Annotated in this window: 18 protein-coding genes, 1 tRNA gene, 1 pseudogene and 1 riboswitch; of the genes and pseudogenes, 11 read left to right on the top strand and 9 right to left on the bottom strand. The window is 37.7% G+C overall.

Annotation, left to right across the window (positions count from 1 at the left end; translation table 11 throughout):
- Nucleotides 1-80: 80 nt before the first annotated feature.
- Nucleotides 81-911 carry a sialate O-acetylesterase gene (locus NSU13_RS05895; RefSeq protein ID WP_342489930.1) on the bottom strand — a complete coding sequence of 277 codons (831 nt, stop codon included), beginning with the start codon at nucleotides 909-911 and terminating at the stop codon, nucleotides 81-83.
- A 51-nt stretch (nucleotides 912-962) separates the two neighbouring features.
- Here NSU13_RS05895 and NSU13_RS05890 point away from each other — a divergent pair, with 51 nt between their 5' ends.
- The 3 genes from NSU13_RS05890 to NSU13_RS05880 all read left to right on the top strand — a co-directional run bounded on the left by NSU13_RS05890 (nucleotide 963) and on the right by NSU13_RS05880 (nucleotide 2,581).
- Nucleotides 963-1,382 carry a stress protein gene (locus NSU13_RS05890; RefSeq protein WP_285707914.1) on the top strand — a complete coding sequence of 140 codons (420 nt, stop codon included), beginning with the start codon at nucleotides 963-965 and terminating at the stop codon, nucleotides 1,380-1,382.
- A 452-nt stretch (nucleotides 1,383-1,834) separates the two neighbouring features.
- Nucleotides 1,835-2,341 (top strand): hypothetical protein, encoded by a 507-nt coding sequence (locus NSU13_RS05885; RefSeq protein WP_340889011.1) that lies wholly within the window; start codon nucleotides 1,835-1,837, stop codon nucleotides 2,339-2,341.
- Nucleotides 2,342-2,392: 51 nt separating this feature from the next.
- Nucleotides 2,393-2,581 carry a hypothetical protein gene (locus NSU13_RS05880; RefSeq protein WP_059377832.1) on the top strand — a complete coding sequence of 63 codons (189 nt, stop codon included), beginning with the start codon at nucleotides 2,393-2,395 and terminating at the stop codon, nucleotides 2,579-2,581.
- 520 nt (nucleotides 2,582-3,101) lie between these two features.
- Here the strand turns inward: NSU13_RS05880 and hag are convergent.
- Nucleotides 3,102-4,055 carry a flagellin Hag gene (gene hag / locus NSU13_RS05875; RefSeq protein ID WP_342489929.1) on the bottom strand — a complete coding sequence of 318 codons (954 nt, stop codon included), beginning with the start codon at nucleotides 4,053-4,055 and terminating at the stop codon, nucleotides 3,102-3,104.
- Nucleotides 4,056-4,506: 451 nt separating this feature from the next.
- On the opposite strand from hag, the gene NSU13_RS05870 reads away from it, so the two are divergent.
- From NSU13_RS05870 to NSU13_RS05860, 3 genes are all read left to right on the top strand, one after another.
- Nucleotides 4,507-4,953, top strand: a complete 447-nt coding sequence (locus NSU13_RS05870) for a MarR family transcriptional regulator (protein WP_034282010.1) — start codon at nucleotides 4,507-4,509, stop codon at nucleotides 4,951-4,953.
- 32 nt (nucleotides 4,954-4,985) lie between these two features.
- On the top strand, nucleotides 4,986-5,930 hold the full coding sequence (locus tag NSU13_RS05865; RefSeq protein ID WP_342489928.1) for an acetyl-CoA carboxylase carboxyltransferase subunit alpha: 945 nt from the start codon (nucleotides 4,986-4,988) through the stop codon (nucleotides 5,928-5,930).
- Between the two features lie 304 nt (nucleotides 5,931-6,234).
- On the top strand, nucleotides 6,235-6,855 hold the full coding sequence (locus NSU13_RS05860) for a LysE family translocator (RefSeq protein ID WP_041117193.1): 621 nt from the start codon (nucleotides 6,235-6,237) through the stop codon (nucleotides 6,853-6,855).
- A gap of 51 nt (nucleotides 6,856-6,906) precedes the next feature.
- Here the strand turns inward: NSU13_RS05860 and NSU13_RS05855 are convergent.
- Together NSU13_RS05855 and NSU13_RS05850 are read right to left on the bottom strand one after the other, a co-directional pair.
- Nucleotides 6,907-7,075 (bottom strand): annotated as a pseudogene (locus tag NSU13_RS05855) (peptidoglycan-binding domain-containing protein); the annotation flags it as partial.
- Between the two features lie 131 nt (nucleotides 7,076-7,206).
- Nucleotides 7,207-7,590 carry a RidA family protein gene (locus tag NSU13_RS05850; RefSeq protein WP_041117191.1) on the bottom strand — a complete coding sequence of 128 codons (384 nt, stop codon included), beginning with the start codon at nucleotides 7,588-7,590 and terminating at the stop codon, nucleotides 7,207-7,209.
- 105 nt (nucleotides 7,591-7,695) lie between these two features.
- Between NSU13_RS05850 and NSU13_RS05845 the strand changes: the two genes are divergently transcribed.
- Complete coding sequence (locus tag NSU13_RS05845; protein ID WP_024424994.1) at nucleotides 7,696-8,034, top strand: helix-turn-helix domain-containing protein; 339 nt, start codon at nucleotides 7,696-7,698, stop codon at nucleotides 8,032-8,034.
- A 382-nt stretch (nucleotides 8,035-8,416) separates the two neighbouring features.
- Here the strand turns inward: NSU13_RS05845 and NSU13_RS05840 are convergent, their stop codons facing one another.
- Together NSU13_RS05840 and NSU13_RS05835 are read right to left on the bottom strand one after the other, a co-directional pair.
- The gene (locus NSU13_RS05840; protein WP_041117188.1) at nucleotides 8,417-9,523 is read right to left on the bottom strand and encodes a Rap family tetratricopeptide repeat protein; all 1,107 of its coding nucleotides are present in this window, start codon (nucleotides 9,521-9,523) and stop codon (nucleotides 8,417-8,419) included.
- 191 nt (nucleotides 9,524-9,714) lie between these two features.
- Complete coding sequence (locus tag NSU13_RS05835; protein ID WP_342489927.1) at nucleotides 9,715-10,551, bottom strand: SMI1/KNR4 family protein; 837 nt, start codon at nucleotides 10,549-10,551, stop codon at nucleotides 9,715-9,717.
- Nucleotides 10,552-10,631: 80 nt separating this feature from the next.
- Between NSU13_RS05835 and NSU13_RS05830 the strand changes: the two genes are divergently transcribed.
- Nucleotides 10,632-10,829, top strand: coding sequence for a hypothetical protein (locus NSU13_RS05830; protein ID WP_065214243.1), 198 nt, complete (start codon nucleotides 10,632-10,634; stop codon nucleotides 10,827-10,829).
- 62 nt (nucleotides 10,830-10,891) lie between these two features.
- Here the strand turns inward: NSU13_RS05830 and NSU13_RS05825 are convergent.
- The 3 genes from NSU13_RS05825 to NSU13_RS05815 form a co-directional block, all read right to left on the bottom strand.
- Nucleotides 10,892-10,964, bottom strand: a tRNA-Val gene (locus tag NSU13_RS05825).
- A gap of 132 nt (nucleotides 10,965-11,096) precedes the next feature.
- The gene (gene metC / locus NSU13_RS05820; RefSeq protein ID WP_342489926.1) at nucleotides 11,097-12,275 is read right to left on the bottom strand and encodes a cystathionine beta-lyase; all 1,179 of its coding nucleotides are present in this window, start codon (nucleotides 12,273-12,275) and stop codon (nucleotides 11,097-11,099) included.
- Nucleotides 12,272-13,390: a methionine biosynthesis PLP-dependent protein gene (locus NSU13_RS05815; RefSeq protein ID WP_046310595.1), complete on the bottom strand. Its 1,119-nt coding sequence runs from the start codon at nucleotides 13,388-13,390 to the stop codon at nucleotides 12,272-12,274. Before NSU13_RS05815 ends, metC begins: the two co-directional genes overlap by 4 nt.
- Before the next feature lie 78 nt (nucleotides 13,391-13,468).
- Nucleotides 13,469-13,590: riboswitch (SAM riboswitch) on the bottom strand.
- A gap of 221 nt (nucleotides 13,591-13,811) precedes the next feature.
- On the opposite strand from NSU13_RS05815, the gene NSU13_RS05810 reads away from it, so the two are divergent.
- The 3 genes from NSU13_RS05810 to NSU13_RS05800 are packed head-to-tail and all read left to right on the top strand — an operon-like array spanning nucleotide 13,812 to nucleotide 15,561.
- Nucleotides 13,812-14,552, top strand: a complete 741-nt coding sequence (locus NSU13_RS05810; protein WP_214755263.1) for an esterase family protein — start codon at nucleotides 13,812-13,814, stop codon at nucleotides 14,550-14,552.
- A 52-nt stretch (nucleotides 14,553-14,604) separates the two neighbouring features.
- Complete coding sequence (locus NSU13_RS05805; RefSeq protein WP_024426454.1) at nucleotides 14,605-15,120, top strand: YjcG family protein; 516 nt, start codon at nucleotides 14,605-14,607, stop codon at nucleotides 15,118-15,120.
- 6 nt (nucleotides 15,121-15,126) lie between these two features.
- A complete protein-coding gene (locus tag NSU13_RS05800) occupies nucleotides 15,127-15,561 on the top strand; it encodes a GNAT family N-acetyltransferase (protein WP_034282019.1) in 435 nt (144 codons plus the stop codon).
- Nucleotides 15,562-15,573 lie beyond the last annotated feature (12 nt).

The raw sequence follows: 15,573 nt of genomic DNA, 5'->3' as shown, positions 1-15,573 counted from the left end.
CTTTATCTGTTTTCACCACCACAATCATCCTTTCAAGAGATATGTGTTTCTGTCCATTCAAAGTCTACCATGAGTTTTACCTACGATAAAGCCTGCAGCAACTCTTCGTAAGTCATCTTGCCTAACGTGAACTTTTCTATTGCTATATATGTTTTCTCCGCTGAGGTATTCATTCTATTATGACATTCATTCACTAACTCATGTTCATTTGTTATTGGCTCATGTATATGTTCTTTTTTTCGAAATGCTTCATAATATCTTATACCAAATATTCTCTGGGACATCGCATTGATGTGAATTCCGTCCGGGTTAGGTATAAGACCTTTCGCAGTAACATAATAACAATTTTCATGATGATGTGCATATTTTTGAAGTTCCTCATTCATCAGTGAAAATTCCACACATCCTGCGCCAAATGCCGCCTTTCCCAAGAAATCACCCAAACCTCCTATTACAAGCGGAATGTTATGTACAGATAATTCAGTTCTTAGTTCATGAAATAATCTTAGTATTTTTTCATAGTATTCTTTGTATTTCCCATCTTGGCTGTCACTTTCTCCTTGATGCCATAATATCCCTGCCAATTCGCTACTTTCCTTTGCAAATTTAGCTTCACTTATTGCATGACGAAATAATGCTTCATCCGGCGACCACTCATCAATGGAACTGCCACCCTCTGCACAAGGAATAAGGCCAATCTTCTCTCCTTCATGATCCTTACACCAAGCCTCCGCAAAGGAAGCCCCCAGTCCTACGCCAGCTACCGGCCTATCAAAATGAATGGGTTCAGTCATCATTTGCCATCTACCATTTCGCAGCATCATGATCCTTTCATTATAAATCGGAGGAACTTCATGTTTGAAGCCGCGCCCCGCCATATTTGATTGTCCAATTAGTAAAAATGACTTCATATCTTTCTCCCCCTCGCTAATTATTTTATCAAATGTGTATTCACCTGAACGTTGAAGAAATATTTTGTATTATTTTTTACATGTTTATTATTGTTAACAGCTTGTAGCAGTGCAGCATCTACTAAAAAACAACTCACCACAGACAACGTGATTGAAGCTTTCAAAAGTGCTGGGCTTGAAGCAGAAAAACCAACTGATCTTGAACAAAAAGAGTTTGGAAATATAAGAGAAGAAGGAAAAAGGATTCTCATTCCTTCTTTAGGTGAAAATGCTGGTGGAAGGATTTTTAAATTTGGAAATGAAACTGACCTTAACCAAGCCAAATCTTATTATGATGAGTTGGGAAATGCTGGATCTATGTTCTTCTCTCACACATATTCAAAAGGGAACTTCCTGCTTCAAATGAACGGAGAAATGAAGGATTCTGAGTTTGAGAAATATAAGAAAGTGATGGATGAGGAAATAAAATAGTTTCATATTTTTTTACTGATTGCTTCTTTAATCTTTAACAAAGAAGAATTCTTTACGATGGATCGAACCGGCACCTCTACCCTGTCAAGGTAGAGGTATAGAATTCTGTCATTACCAGTGACACCTCTAATACACTTCTACCGTTACTACAGACGCTTTTTATCCTCCGGTATTCCTTCGTTTTTTAAGAGCTAAAAATGTTACCTCTTTATTCTTAATCTTTGTTTACATTTTTTGTTATTCATGATTTTCATCATTAATATGCATGCATATTGTACCGTTCAAACCCTATAACAAATAACCTATTTACTTCTTTTATTTACAAATGATAACATTCATTAAAATAGGAGGAATATTTCTAACAGCTAAAACAAAATATTGCATTACTAAATAAGCCTTACATTCGTTGAAAGCCTAATTTTCTAAAATATATTCAAAAGTAGGAGTTTATTATGGAAAAACTAAGTTTTTCGAAAGGTTTAATCTTATCAACGGTTGCAGGAATTTCTGTTTTTATATTCACACCTTTTGCAGAAGCAAATGCTACTAAAGCTCTCGAAAAAGAACAGTCCTTTTTTTATTCATCTGTAAAATCTTCTTTTGATCAATCAAAAGAGCCTACAATAGATGAGATTACACAGTATTGGAATCTCAATGAAGAAGAAACAGCAAAGTTCAAAAAAGCAATAAAAGAAGCAGAGTCCAAACCAAACGGAGAAGCTGCTCTACACGGTAAATTCACATCTGCTATAAAAGCAATAAAAGGAGCTTATGACCAATTACCAACAAAACTGAAAGTAATGATAGGCGGTGTAACAGGGTTAGAAACCATTTTAATCACTCTCGAACACTATACAGGCACTCTTGAACATGGTATTTACTTAGGCGCTCTTAAAGTGACTGGAAGTGAAAATGCAGCATGGTGGGTTGCTAAAACCATCATGTTGTTCGTTTTTTAAAATGAACTAAAACACATCTAAATGGTGAAACATCAAGGAGGTGCTCGGCTAGTGACACAGGAAAATAAGGCATCCAAAGGTTTGTTAATCACTTTACCTGCCGCTATTATCGCTATTGTGTTGATTTTAGGAAAAATCGATACACCTGTTACAAATATTTTATTTTATGTAGTCGCTTTTGGTGTAATGGGTTTAACTGTTTCAAGCTTAATAAAAGACTACAAAAAAAAGAAAGATTGATTACTTGTCAGGGAGCTGCTTTATGTAGCTCTCTGTTTGTGAAAAACAGGATAATGACCAACACTGAGAAATACAAAAGCCACTCTCGAATAACTCAAGAATGGCTCTGTATTAACGTCTTTTTATATGATTCCGACTGGGCTCGAACCAGCGACCTCTACCCTGTCAAGGTGAAATCAACTGAAACTTTCTCCTTTGATGAATCCAAAGTTATCAATGATGGTTTACCAAAGGATATTTCATTAGAGATCAAAAATCATTTAGAATCATTGGCTGGAACTGATGTTGAAAAAGAGTCTGTGTTTATTACTGCTTGAATCTCCCTTGTAATTCAATCGAGATTAAGTCAGTTCGGCATGATTACCATGTCAAATATTTGGGCAGAATTGGTTAGTTGGATAGTAATATTATTTGTCGTATTCATTGGCGTTGAAGTGGCTTAGAACGATCTATAAAATAAGACATCGAACTGAATAAAGACAAACAAAAAAAGCCCCTTTATATAGGGGCTTTTGGTTTATTAACGTAATAATTGAAGTACGTTTTGTGGCTGTTGATTCGCTTGAGCAAGCATAGCTTGAGAAGCTTGAGAAAGAATGTTGTTCTTCGTGAACTCACTCATTTCTTTTGCCATGTCAACGTCACGGATACGAGATTCAGCAGCCGTTAAGTTTTCGCCAGAAGCACCAAGGTTGTTGATTGTATGCTCTAGACGGTTTTGAACTGCACCAAGTTTAGAACGTTGTGCAGAAACTTGCTTAATAGCTCCATCAACGATTGCTAACTGATCATCAAATCCACCATCGTCATCAGCTGCGATTGTTTCAAATTTAGAAACATCGATATCTTTAACAGATTTACCTGTCTCGACTGCACCATCTGCGTCAGTAACGCCTAAAGCAGCAGCGCTCATATCTTGAATGTTTACCTTAATTTGTTGTGTAGCATTTGCACCAATTTGGAATACTAAAGCATCACCTTCAGTTGCAGGTGTACCGGTACTTGGATCATCTGGATCTGTCGGCGGAACTTCTGGTGTGCCTGTTCCATTAAACGTACCATTTAATAATTTTTTTCCATTAAACTCAGTACGATTAGAAATACCATCGACCTCTTCAACAAGCGCTGTGATCTCATCTTTAATTGCAGCTACGTCTTCACCTTGCTGTGTACCAGTATTTCCAGCTTGAACGACTAGTTCACGAACACGTTGAAGGATTGAGTGAGTTTCAGTCAATGCACCTTCAGCTGTTTGGATAAGAGAGATACCGTCTTGTGCGTTTTTAGATGCCATTTCTAATCCGCGGATTTGTCCACGCATTTTTTCAGAGATTGCTAGACCTGCAGCGTCATCTCCTGCACGGTTGATTTTAAGACCAGAAGAAAGTTTCTCCATGTTCTTTTGGCTCGCACCGTTGTTTGCAGACAAACGGTTCAATGTGTTAAGTGCTGCGATATTGTGGTTAATTCTCATTTCCTATTACCTCCGTGTAATTTTTTTTCGAGAGCTAATCTGTAAAGTCCATTTGAATGAGAAGCTCTTCCTTAAAATTTTCGATTTCTAAGGCATGTGTTTAGTAGTAACGCAGAGCACCTTTTGGCTCTCTAACTTTACTACCGTACGTAACATCAGTTATGGCAATAATCATCATAAAATCTCCTCCTATTCATGCAAAATGATTATTCTTGTCACTTTTACAAGACTAGATACTCGCCATAACAATGAGTATTATGTTACCTACTATAGTCTGAACTTCCATATATTTTAGTTTGTGGAAATTGTTAATTTCACAAATTAGATACATTTAACAAGAAGAAATATCTCGTCCATGTTGTCATATTGGCTTACGTTAAGCTTGTGAAAAAATCATATTGATGTATAATACAATTGATGTATGATACACGAATTGTAGGAGGTTGACCTTTTGAAAAGAGAAGATGCCTTAAAACTAAGAACAGATATTAAGAAAATGATTATATTAACTGGGGTTTTCGAATCTCAAAATTTGCCAAATGGACCGTTTGAAAAACCTCTACCAACTTCTCAAATGATGGCGTTAGAGGAACTAGAGGTGGAAAGATTAACTGTTTGGCAACTATCCAATAAACTTAGATTAGATACTTCAACTGTAAGTAGATTGGTAGATAAGTTAGTAAAAATGGGGCTTGTTTATCGTGAAGTAAATGAAAAAAACAGAAGAGAACTTTTTTTGCACCTCACAGAAAAAGGACACATTACTGTTAATCGCTTAAGAGAACAATCCCTTACATTTTATCAACGTATCCTCAATAATTTATCAGAATCAGAACAAAAAATAGTTGTGGATGGTTTTGAATTATTTATTGATTCTATTTCTAAGTCTTTTGATTAGAGTGAGGTAAATCATAACCTTTGGAGGATAAAATGAGCTTGGATTTTGAACGTCCTATTATTGAACTAAAAGAGAAATTTGATGAATTAAAGAAAATGATGAAAGAAAATAATGTAGATTTATCGTCAGAAATTCATTTATTAGAAAAACGTTTAAATAAAATGCAAGAAGAAATTTATTCTAATCTTACACCTTTTCAACGAGTTCAAATTGCAAGGCTACGTAACCGGCCCACGACATTGGATTATATACCTTTATTGTTTACAAACTTTTTCGAACTTCATGGTGATCGATTATATGGTGATGATAAAGCAATGATAGGTGGTATTGCAAAATTTAAAGGAATGCCCGTTACGGTTATTGGTCATCAAAGAGGTAGAAGTACAAAGGAAAATATAGAAAGAAATTTTGGAATGTCACATCCAGAAGGATATAGAAAAGCGCTAAGACTTATGAAACAAGCTGATAAATTTAATCGCCCTATTATTACATTTATTGATACAATAGGCGCCTATCCAGGGAAAGGGTCTGAAGAACGTGGAATTTCTGAAGCGATAGCTCGAAATCTATTGGAAATGGCTACACTTAAAGTGCCAATTATTTGTATTGTAATTGGAGAGGCATCAAGTGGTGGAGCTCTTGGCATTAGTGTCGGTAACCATATCCATATGTTAGAGTATTCATGGTACTCGGTCATTTCGCCAGAAGGAGCAGCATCTATCCTATGGAAGGACGCTAAGTATGCTCCAGAAGCTGCTGAACATATGAAAATTTCAGCAAAAGATTTAAAACATTTAGGAATTATTGATGAAATCATTCCTGAAATGAAAGGTGGAGCACAAAATGATATAAAATCACAGGCAAAAAAGATTGAATCTGCAATCGCCTCATCTCTAAAACAATTGATACTATTATCTTCGGAAGAGCTAATACAACAGCGATATGAAAAGTATAGACAAATAGAGAATTATAAATGAAAAAATTTAAAGTCCGTATTACATTTCGGAGGATTCTCGCAAAAAGTCTATATATTTTGCAAATAACCTCTTAAACTGGACACACCTTTTGGAGCCTTTGTTTTTTTGGGATCAAACATAGTGAATAAGGATTTCAGAAAAACGTCTCCTGAAAAATAAACACCGAAATAAACCCCTGACCTTTATGGCCAAGGGTTTTACTTATTCATTAGTTCGATGTTTTTGCTAATTAAGGCACTCTCATGTTGCAATGAAAATGTTTCTGCGTTAGTATGTATTATCACTTTTAAAAGGATGTGAGGAGATGAATGACTTTGTGACTTTCCTTCTTCTTACCTTATTTGTCGTTGCTTCTCCTGGAGTTGATTTTGCGTTAATTACTAAAAGAACCATCGGAACAGGAAAATCTGATGGGATGAAGATGGCATTAGGTCTTACATCTGGCGCTCTCATTCATACACTTGCCGCAGCATTTGGACTTTCTTTAATTTTAATGAAGTCTGCCTTAGCGTTTGAAATCATTAAGTATTTAGGTGCTATTTATCTTATATATCTAGGCGTGTCTTCTTTCATCAACAAGAAAAAGAAAGACGATACATCTTTTCATGATGTTGTAGTACCAAAACAATCAGCTTTTAAACAAGGTTTAATTTCAAATACTTTAAACCCAAAGGTTGCTATATTCTTTTTAACGTTTTTACCTCAATTCGTTACACCACAGTTCAATACTAGTCTTCAATTTGTCATTATGGGCTCTATTTATGCCCTATTATCTATACTGTGGTTTACGACGATTGTATTTCTGCTTGGATACATCAGGAAATTCCTATTATCAACAAAAGTTCAAATGACCATTGACAGAATAACAGGACTAGTTTTAGTAGGTTTTGGTGTAAAACTTTTGTTTACAAATCCAAAACATTAAATTTTGACCACAAGTAGAGTTAAATCATTTAAAACATAAAAACCCCCTATCCTACACAGGACAGGGGGTTTTACTTATTTTCAATGCTTTTTGAAGAGCTGCTTTTGTCTTCGGACCATAGATACCATCAGCTCTAAGCATGCAAGAGCTGGAATCGTTTGACCGCATTTTCTATTTTTGCTCCAAAGTAGCCGTCTATCCCATTTTTTCGGCTACCTTTTGAGGTTAGAAAAATACTGTAAGGCATTACTCTAGCATAGTTTGTTCATTTTAATCATCATAGATGGTTTGGCTCGAATCCTTATTCTATCCCTTGTATTGATATTGAGAATTGGTCAAATGATAACATATTTAATCAGTGTGTGCGATAGCCTTGACTTCAATCAATTGCTCTGGGAAAGCCAGATATGTCACACCAATGAGACTGCCAGCTGGTCTGTGTTGACCTAAGTATTCCTTGAATAGATCTATGACCGTTTCTGAGTGTTCTTGTGGATTTGTAAGAAAAATTTCCACATATGCAATGTTGTTTTTCGTAGCTCCCAATTCCACCAATACCCGATCAAGGTTCTCAAATGTTTGCAGAGTCTGAGCTTCAATATTCTCCTTACCAACGAACATACCATTTTTATCGTATGAAAATTGACCTGAAATGTAGATTGTTCCTTTAACGCTATATCCTTGGGTAATACCGTGATCCCATAGATTGTGATTGTAGGTTTTAATATTAGTCATCGTTTTCTCTCCTTTATTTCAAAGTAAAGTAAGTATAAAATGAATATAGAGAGAAAAAAAGTACGCACTATTTAGATAGTTACTACCAGAAAGGATAGTGTCAATATGAGTATGGCCGATTATAGAAAAACGGGTAATATCCAAGAGACACCTTTTGGATATACTTTATCAGTTATAGGAGGCAAATGGAAAATGCTAATTCTGTATCTCCTTTCGGAAAATCAACCCGTTCGCTTTAATGATATGAAAAGGAGACTTGGAACGATTACCTTTAAAACATTGAGTGCACAACTTAAAGATTTAGAGGCAGATGGGATGATTATACGAAAGGAATATCCACAAGTCCCCCCTAAAGTGGAATACAGTCTTACAGATAAGGCAGAAACACTTTTACCAATTTTAGAACAGTTATGTGATTGGGGAGAGAAAAATCGCAGTAATTAAATTCTTTTTGTATAGATAATTCAAGTATTGACTATGAAGGTTTTGATAAAGCAATGGAGCGTATAGGGAACTTCTAATCTTAATGAAAAAGATAGTAATGATTAGGCCCCATCCGTCCCCATAAAAACAGACCTTGCAGGGTCTGTTTTTATTTTGCCTATACGTTTTGAAGTTGTGTTTTGATCAATTGAAACAGCAATGAAAATAGCAGATAATATTCAAATAAAAAAAGCCCCCAAAAAGGGCTTTTTTATTAATAGACTTCATGCTTAACCAAAGTAGCCGTTTTCTGCGGTTTGAAAATCATTTGAGGAATTTATATGTACAGTGGTTGTGATCCCCATTAATAAGGTAAGGCTTAATATCATAACTTTCAGGTGCTTCATTCAGCTTCCTCCTCCATCCATGTCAATTTTTTGGCCTGTGATTCCAAACCTTCATCAAAGTATTTTGATGCCAGTTTGTAATTATCCTGCTTTTTATAAAATCTTGCTGCCATAATTGACAATTCTGCGGCATCTGTCCAAAGTTTTTGATTTTTCAGTACATCAAGAGCTGCGTCGAGCTGAATTTCATCATCTGTTACATATATTGAATGTATGATATTTAACTTAGCAATATACGCATTGTCAGCTAATTCATTCGCTAACATGAGTGACTCGTTGTGTGCATCCAGCCCTTGAGCTTTTTTATCTAACTGGAAGAGTACACGCGCTAACATGTAATTTGTTCTCATATACAGTGGTTTGTGTGGCTTTTTTAATTCAACCGAAAAGACATTTTGTAAACATTCTAAAGCTTGCTGAAGCTTTCCTTGACGCTCATAACATATCCCAAGATTGAAATACCCTAGCGCTTGTGGAAAATCAATTTTAGATTCTGCTGCTAAATTGATAGCATCCTTATAGGTGGATTCAGCTTGTACAAATTGGTTTAAATCCATCTTATTTGATGCGATTACCATTAGAGTAGTAGCAACCCGACTCTCTTGTAAATCTGCTGATTTAAAGCTTTCTAAAGCTTTTTTGGCGTGGTTAATGGAGAAATGATTTTGTGCGATTTCGTAGTATGCAATCGAAAGCTGATAATTAAATTCAGCACGTTCTAAATCGTCAGGAACGTTTCGAAGTCGGGTCTCTGCAATATGATAATAGTTGATAGCGTCTGAAAAGCGCTTTTTATAAAACTCATACATGCCATTGAAGAAGAAATAATAATACTGAATCATGTCATCCGTTTTCTGCTTCTCTTCAATGTCTATTTGCTTCAATATATCTTTTGATCCCTCAAACTCCTGCGCCAACATTTTGTATCTGGAATCAATCAAGTTAAAGTATAATAAGACATTTTGATCTTCTTCCATATTTTCAAAGGCTATTACGATCTCTTTTCTCTTATTTTCAGCCTTTAGAATGTCCTGTTTCTTTATATATCCGTACCAATCACCGATCATTTTAGCAACAAATGGGCTTGCTACTTTTTCTCCCAAACAAACCTCCCCCTATCCATTCCTTTATTTTCCCTATAATTACATATATTATCATCCGTTTGAATATTCCACACCGAAAAGAAACCGCAAAAAAGAGAGACGAATTCGCCTCTCTGGTATGCCTTTTATTATTTGATGATACTCCAAATAAATCTTCCACTAGTATGGCCTGTTTTTTGTGCCCAAGCTTACTAAAGGAAACTTGTTTTCATAGCAATATGTTCTCCGAGATTTACTATAAGTGGATCTTTATTTTTTTCTAAAAATTTAGCAATTTGATTTAGATTTCCATTAATTTTATCGTTGATTGGCATATTGGGATTCAATAAGAGAACGTTGTTAATCGCAGAAGCTACTTCATAACGATCATCTTCATCTCTTGTTTTTTCAATGTGATATTGCATCTTTTTAAAAAAACATTCAATTTCGTTCAAATCAACCATCGGGTAGTATTGAATTTTATAAAGATTCTCTTCATCAAGGACGTCCAATTCAAATATGGCTTCAAGTTCTTCTTTACTTAAATGAACTTCAGAAAGTTCATATTCACCCTCTGCTGCTTCCTCATCGGCAGTGTACTCAGCTGTATAAAGCCCCTCAATGAATTCATCAAAGGAATCTGCTAACTTAAAGTCTTCTTCCATCTCAACATCAAAATAATGAATTGAAGGATTCTCTTTCGTTTTTCGATAATCCATCGCTACCCAAGTATGGCCATCCCCGTTAATCAAAACAAGCCCTTCTGGCAGCTCCCACTCTTTTATCAAATAGGCACTATCCATAATCCCTTCATCTTCAGCAATTCCCAGCAGGTGATTAAATTGAATGTGATCCTCAGCCCATGAATTAGAATGAGTGGTTGGAAAAGCATTATGAATGGTATAACCACCATTCTGTTCTAATATGAGCTTTTTATATGTATCTGGCAAAGTGACTCCTAGTTTCTTTTCAGCCTTAGCTACTTCTTCTGCGGTGATCTTTTTTAACGTATAGTAACCTTCCTCGTCTATTTCCCAAAAAGATTTCAAAGTTTATTTCCTCCTAATTTCATTTAACTAAACTTCAACACGAACTTATATTCTGACAAACTATTTTTGGTGGTGATTGTCTGTCTGATCTCGAGAGAAAGATTTATCGAATTATTTATAATATGAGCCGCTTCCGTAAGAATCCAACAATTGATGATCTGAAAAGAAAAACAGGTAAAGACGAGAAGACTGTTAGGCAAGCAATCGAAAACCTCCTGCCAACTGGAAACAATCTGGCGGATAAAGTTCGCCCCCCAATTCGTCCCCAATTAAAATAAATAGAACAAATATTCGTTGTCAAAAAAAACAAAAAACCCTTGCTACGCAAGGGTTTCAACGATGATTCCGACTGGGCTCGAACCAGCGACCTCTACCCTGTCAAGGTAGCGCTCTCCCAGCTGAGCTACGGAATCGGGTTATGTATCAGTTCTGGGCTTTCTTTTACTGACAGTCTCTATTATATAACCATCATATTAAGTCGTCAATGGTTTTGTTCAAAAAAGGTCAAAAAGCCGGCGGCTGTGCCGGCTTTTTTCTCTCCTTCTTTATGATTGGTTCACAAGGACGGGCTTTAGTTGATCGAGTGCTTGTTTGAAGTCGCGTTTGAGGTCTTCTCCGTTTTCAACTCCGACACTTAAACGAAGCAGCCCATCTGTAATCCTTCTTTTTTCTCTTTCTTCTTTTGGCATAGCCGCATGTGACATTTTGGCTGGATATGACAGAATCGATTCAACGGCGCCGAGGCTGACGGCGAATACAGGTAATGTAACGGCATCCACCAATTCTTTGACAGCCGCTTGGTTTTCTAGTTCAAATGAGAGAACGGCTCCTGCTCCGCTTGCTTGCTTTCGCTGAATATCTGCACCCGGATGGTCATCTAAGCCTGGGTAGTATACTTTTTTCACCGCAGGATGTTCTTTGAGGAATGTAGCGAGTTCATATGCCGTTTGGCTTGCTTTTTCTAATCTGACCTGAAGGGTTTTTAATCCTCTTAGCACGAGCCAGCAATCCTGCACGCCAAGGACTGCACCGAAGGAGTTTTGCAGTGAATAGAGTTCCTCTCCCAGCTTCTTATCTTTCACCACGGCTAAGCCTGACAGCACATCACTGTGGCCGCTTAAAAATTTCGTTGCGCTGTGCAGAACAACGTCAACACCAAGGTCCAGCGGACGCTGAAGCGCAGGTGTTAAAAACGTATTATCTAAGAAAGTCAGACAGCCATGCTCTTTCGCAAGCTGGACGACACCTTCAATATCTGTAATCCCTAGTGTTGGGTTGGACGGTGTTTCCATGTAAATGACCTTTGTATTTGATTGAATGCCTCTTTTGACTTCATTCAAATCCGTCATGTCCACGAAGGTATGCTCAATTCCAAATCTTGAAAGAACTTGAGTGATCATTCGGAAAGTCCCGCCGTACACATCTCTTGTGACAAGGACATGATCTCCCTTTGATAATAGAAGAAAAGCGGTTGAAATAGCAGCCATGCCTGATGCAAAGGCAAGCCCTCTCGTTCCTCCTTCCAGCGCTGCAATCGTATCCTCTAATGCTTGACGTGTCGGAGTTCCCGATCTGGAGTAGTCATATTGGCCAAATTCATCGAAGCTGCTTTGATGAAATGTGGATGCATGCTGAATCGGTACACTGACTGCACCTGTTGAACGGTCTGTTTTAAACGCATTATGAACGAGTTGTGTTTCGAGTGTCCAATCGTGTGTGGTCATTTGGCGTGTACCTCCTCTTTTACTTGTGATAGTGCCTGTTTCAGGTCTGATTTCAGATCATCTACATGCTCGATGCCAACAGAGAAACGGAGCAGCTTGTTACATACACCGTTTGCAATGCGAATCTCTTCTGGAATATCCATGTGCGTTTGTGTTGCAGGATACGTAATGAAGCTTTCGACTCCGCCAAGGCTTTCAGCAAAACAAATCGTTTTCAGCTGCTTCAAAAATGGATTGACCCAGTCCTCTTTGGCTACTCGGAATGACAGCATGCCTCCCTTTCCTGGATAAAGCACATCTTGAATTTCTGGCTGCTCCTCTAAAAACTGTGCCAGCTCCTTCGCATTTGCCTCGTGCTGGCGCATTCTAAGAGCCAGTGTTTTCATTCCTCTCATTAAAAGCCATGAGTCAAATGGTGATAGAACCGCTCCAATCGCGTTTTGATGCTGGAACATATCTTCAGACAGCTGCTCTCCTTTTGTCACCACAAGCCCTGCAAGAACGTCATTATGTCCGCCTAAATATTTGGTTGCGCTATGAATGACAATGTCCGCTCCAAGCGTAATGGGCTTTTGCAAGACTGGTGTGTAAAAGGTGTTATCGACAATCACCAAAGCGCCATAATCTTTTGCAATCTTCGCTATTTTTTGAATATCAGCTTCCTGCATCAGTGGATTTGTCGGTGTTTCAATAAAGACCGCTTTTGTGTTTGGCGTGATTTTAGAGCGTAAACAGTCTTCATCTGAAAAATCATCATAAAGAAAACGTAAGCCGTACTTTTTCCATTCGTTTTCAAACAAACGGTATGTACCGCCATATAGGTCTGAAGAGACGATGAGTTCATCTCCGCTTTCAAATAGAGCCATGATCGTTTGGATCGCCGCCATTCCCGAACTGAAGGCAAAACCGGCCGTCCCTTCTTCGAGTGAAGCAATTGCATCCTCTACGAGCTGTCTTGTTGGGTTTTTCGTTCGAATGTAATCAAATCCTGTAGATTCCCCTATGCCTCTATGTCTGTATGCTGTCGAAAGATAAACGGGAGGACTGACAGTGCCAGTCACCTCTTCGCTACGGTTTCCAATCTGCGCTAATTTCGTTTCCACATGTTCTGTCATTTGACACCATCCTAAGTAAAAATCTGATTTCAAAACAGAAAACCCCTTCTTCATAAGAAGAAGGGGTTTAATCGCTTCCTCTTATCTTCCAAGCAAAAAAGCTGCTTGCTGGATTTAGCACCTTGGTACATCACATGAAGTGATGCATACCGGTTGCTGAGGTTTCAAAGGGCCAGTCCCTCCACCTCTCACGATAAGAATGTGTTGTCTGTCTGTTCTAATTCTTAATACTGTAACCCATTAAATCTCATTTTTCAAGGGGAAATGTCATGATTAATTAAAATTTTCTGTATTTTATAACAGAATTGATGTTATACGGTTTGATTGCATGTTAGCATATAGGAACAACACTGTTTTTCGTGTTACAATGAATGGAAACGTTTCACTTTATGATGAATTTGGTTAGCTGGAGGAATGGATTATGGTGAAGAAAACAGGAATCATTCAAGAAGAAACCATACAGTCAAAAGAACTTGGGGCGGACATGACCATTTTGATCTATTTGCCAGTCAATTACTCCCCCCTTTATACATATCATGTCATCATTGCCCAGGATGGTCATGATTATTTCCGCCTAGGTAAAATAGGCAGACAGGCAGAAGAATTGATGCAAAACAAAGAAATGGAACGCTCGATTATCATTGGTGTTCCTTATGAAAATGTCACGGAAAGACGGAACACGTATCATCCAGACGGCACAAAGTTTGAAGCGTATAAACGCTTTTTAGCAAATGAACTGGTTCCTTATATTGATCAACACTTTCCAACCTATCAAATTGGATCAGGTCGTACGTTTATTGGTGATTCACTTGGTGCGACGATTTCTCTCATGACAGCCATTGATTATCCTTCTTTATTTGGCGGGCTGATTTTGCAGTCCCCTTACGTTGACGAGTCGGTTCTAGAAGCCGTCAAACAGTCGACAGCCCTTTCTCATTATGCCATTATCCATCAAATTGGGCTTGAGGAAACCGCTGTGAAAACAACAGATGGCCAGGTGCTTGATTTTGTTCAGCCGAACGAAGATTTAAAGGCCCTTCTTGAACAATCTGGTGCGGATTATTTATTTGAGACATTCGAAGGGGATCATAAATGGACGTTTTGGCAGCCGCTCATTGCGCCTTCGTTAAAAAGAATGCTCCCATATTCGTTAATCAACTGAATTTTGTTATAATAAACAATAATAAATACTTTCTTATTCAGGAGGGAACATGATGAAATACGGAGTTGTTATATTTCCATCAAAAAAATTGCAAGATATTGCGAACTCTTACCGGAAGCGTTATGATCCGAACTATGCACTCATACCGCCTCATTTAACATTAAGAACACCTTTTGAATTAACGGATCTAGAAGCGGCTGAGGTCGTCTCAACGTTAAGAGATTATGCAAAAAATGCTTCTCCTATTACGTTACGTATTAAAAAATTCAGTTCATTCGCTCCTGTAAACAACGTCATTTATATGAAAGTAGAACCGAACGAGGACATCATGGCGCTCAATGAAAGATTGTACGCAGATCCACTTGCTGGTACACCTGAATATGCCTTTGTTCCGCATGTGACAGTCGCTCAAAAACTATCCGATGATGAGCATTCAGACGTACTTGGCACATTAAAGCTGAGAAAGATTGACCATGAAGAAACAGTGGATCGCTTCCACCTTTTATATCAATTAGAGAACGGATCTTGGACCGTCTATGAAACATTTATTTTAGGAGAAGAGGGTTAAAGACATTTGAAAACAGTCATCGCAACAGAACAAACACAACGAGAAGATGCATATTATGTTCGAAAAGAAGTATTCGTAAAAGAACAAGAAGTTCCAGTAGAGATCGAAATAGATGAACTAGAGGACAAAGCCACCCATTTTGTCATTTACAATGATGACAAAAAGCCTCAGGCGGCCGCTAGACTGCGGATCATTGAGGGATCAAAGGCAAAGCTTGAACGCATTTGTGTGTTAAAAGAGGCGCGCTCCTTCGGCCTTGGCCACAAACTATTAGAGGCGCTAGAAACAGAAGCGATTGCAAATGGAGCAAAAGAAGCGGTTATGCATGCCCAAATCCAAGCTCTTCCTTTCTACGAAAAGAAAGGCTACAAAGCGGTTTCTGAACCGTTTGAAGAAGCAGGAATCAAACATGTCAAAATGACAAAAACACTGTCTGTTTGACCAAAAGAAAAG

This window comes from Bacillus sp. FSL M8-0049, assembly GCF_038593355.1.
Lineage (GTDB): Bacteria > Bacillota > Bacilli > Bacillales > Bacillaceae > Bacillus > Bacillus safensis.
The sequence above is the reverse complement of the archived record's forward strand: the minus strand, read 5'-3'. Positions and strand labels throughout refer to the sequence as shown.

Coding starts and splice junctions, on each gene's coding strand:
- NSU13_RS05885 (WP_340889011.1), top strand. CDS start 1,835: ATGGAAAAACTAAGTTTTTCGAAAGGTTTAATCTTATCAACGGTTGCA.
- hag (WP_342489929.1), bottom strand. CDS start 4,055: ATGAGAATTAACCACAATATCGCAGCACTTAACACATTGAACCGTTTG.
- NSU13_RS05805 (WP_024426454.1), top strand. CDS start 14,605: ATGAAATACGGAGTTGTTATATTTCCATCAAAAAAATTGCAAGATATT.
- NSU13_RS05810 (WP_214755263.1), top strand. CDS start 13,812: ATGGTGAAGAAAACAGGAATCATTCAAGAAGAAACCATACAGTCAAAA.
- NSU13_RS05845 (WP_024424994.1), top strand. CDS start 7,696: ATGAGTATGGCCGATTATAGAAAAACGGGTAATATCCAAGAGACACCT.
- NSU13_RS05895 (WP_342489930.1), bottom strand. CDS start 911: ATGAAGTCATTTTTACTAATTGGACAATCAAATATGGCGGGGCGCGGC.
- NSU13_RS05860 (WP_041117193.1), top strand. CDS start 6,235: ATGAATGACTTTGTGACTTTCCTTCTTCTTACCTTATTTGTCGTTGCT.
- NSU13_RS05865 (WP_342489928.1), top strand. CDS start 4,986: ATGAGCTTGGATTTTGAACGTCCTATTATTGAACTAAAAGAGAAATTT.
- NSU13_RS05850 (WP_041117191.1), bottom strand. CDS start 7,590: ATGACTAATATTAAAACCTACAATCACAATCTATGGGATCACGGTATT.
- metC (WP_342489926.1), bottom strand. CDS start 12,275: ATGACCACACACGATTGGACACTCGAAACACAACTCGTTCATAATGCG.
- NSU13_RS05815 (WP_046310595.1), bottom strand. CDS start 13,390: ATGACAGAACATGTGGAAACGAAATTAGCGCAGATTGGAAACCGTAGC.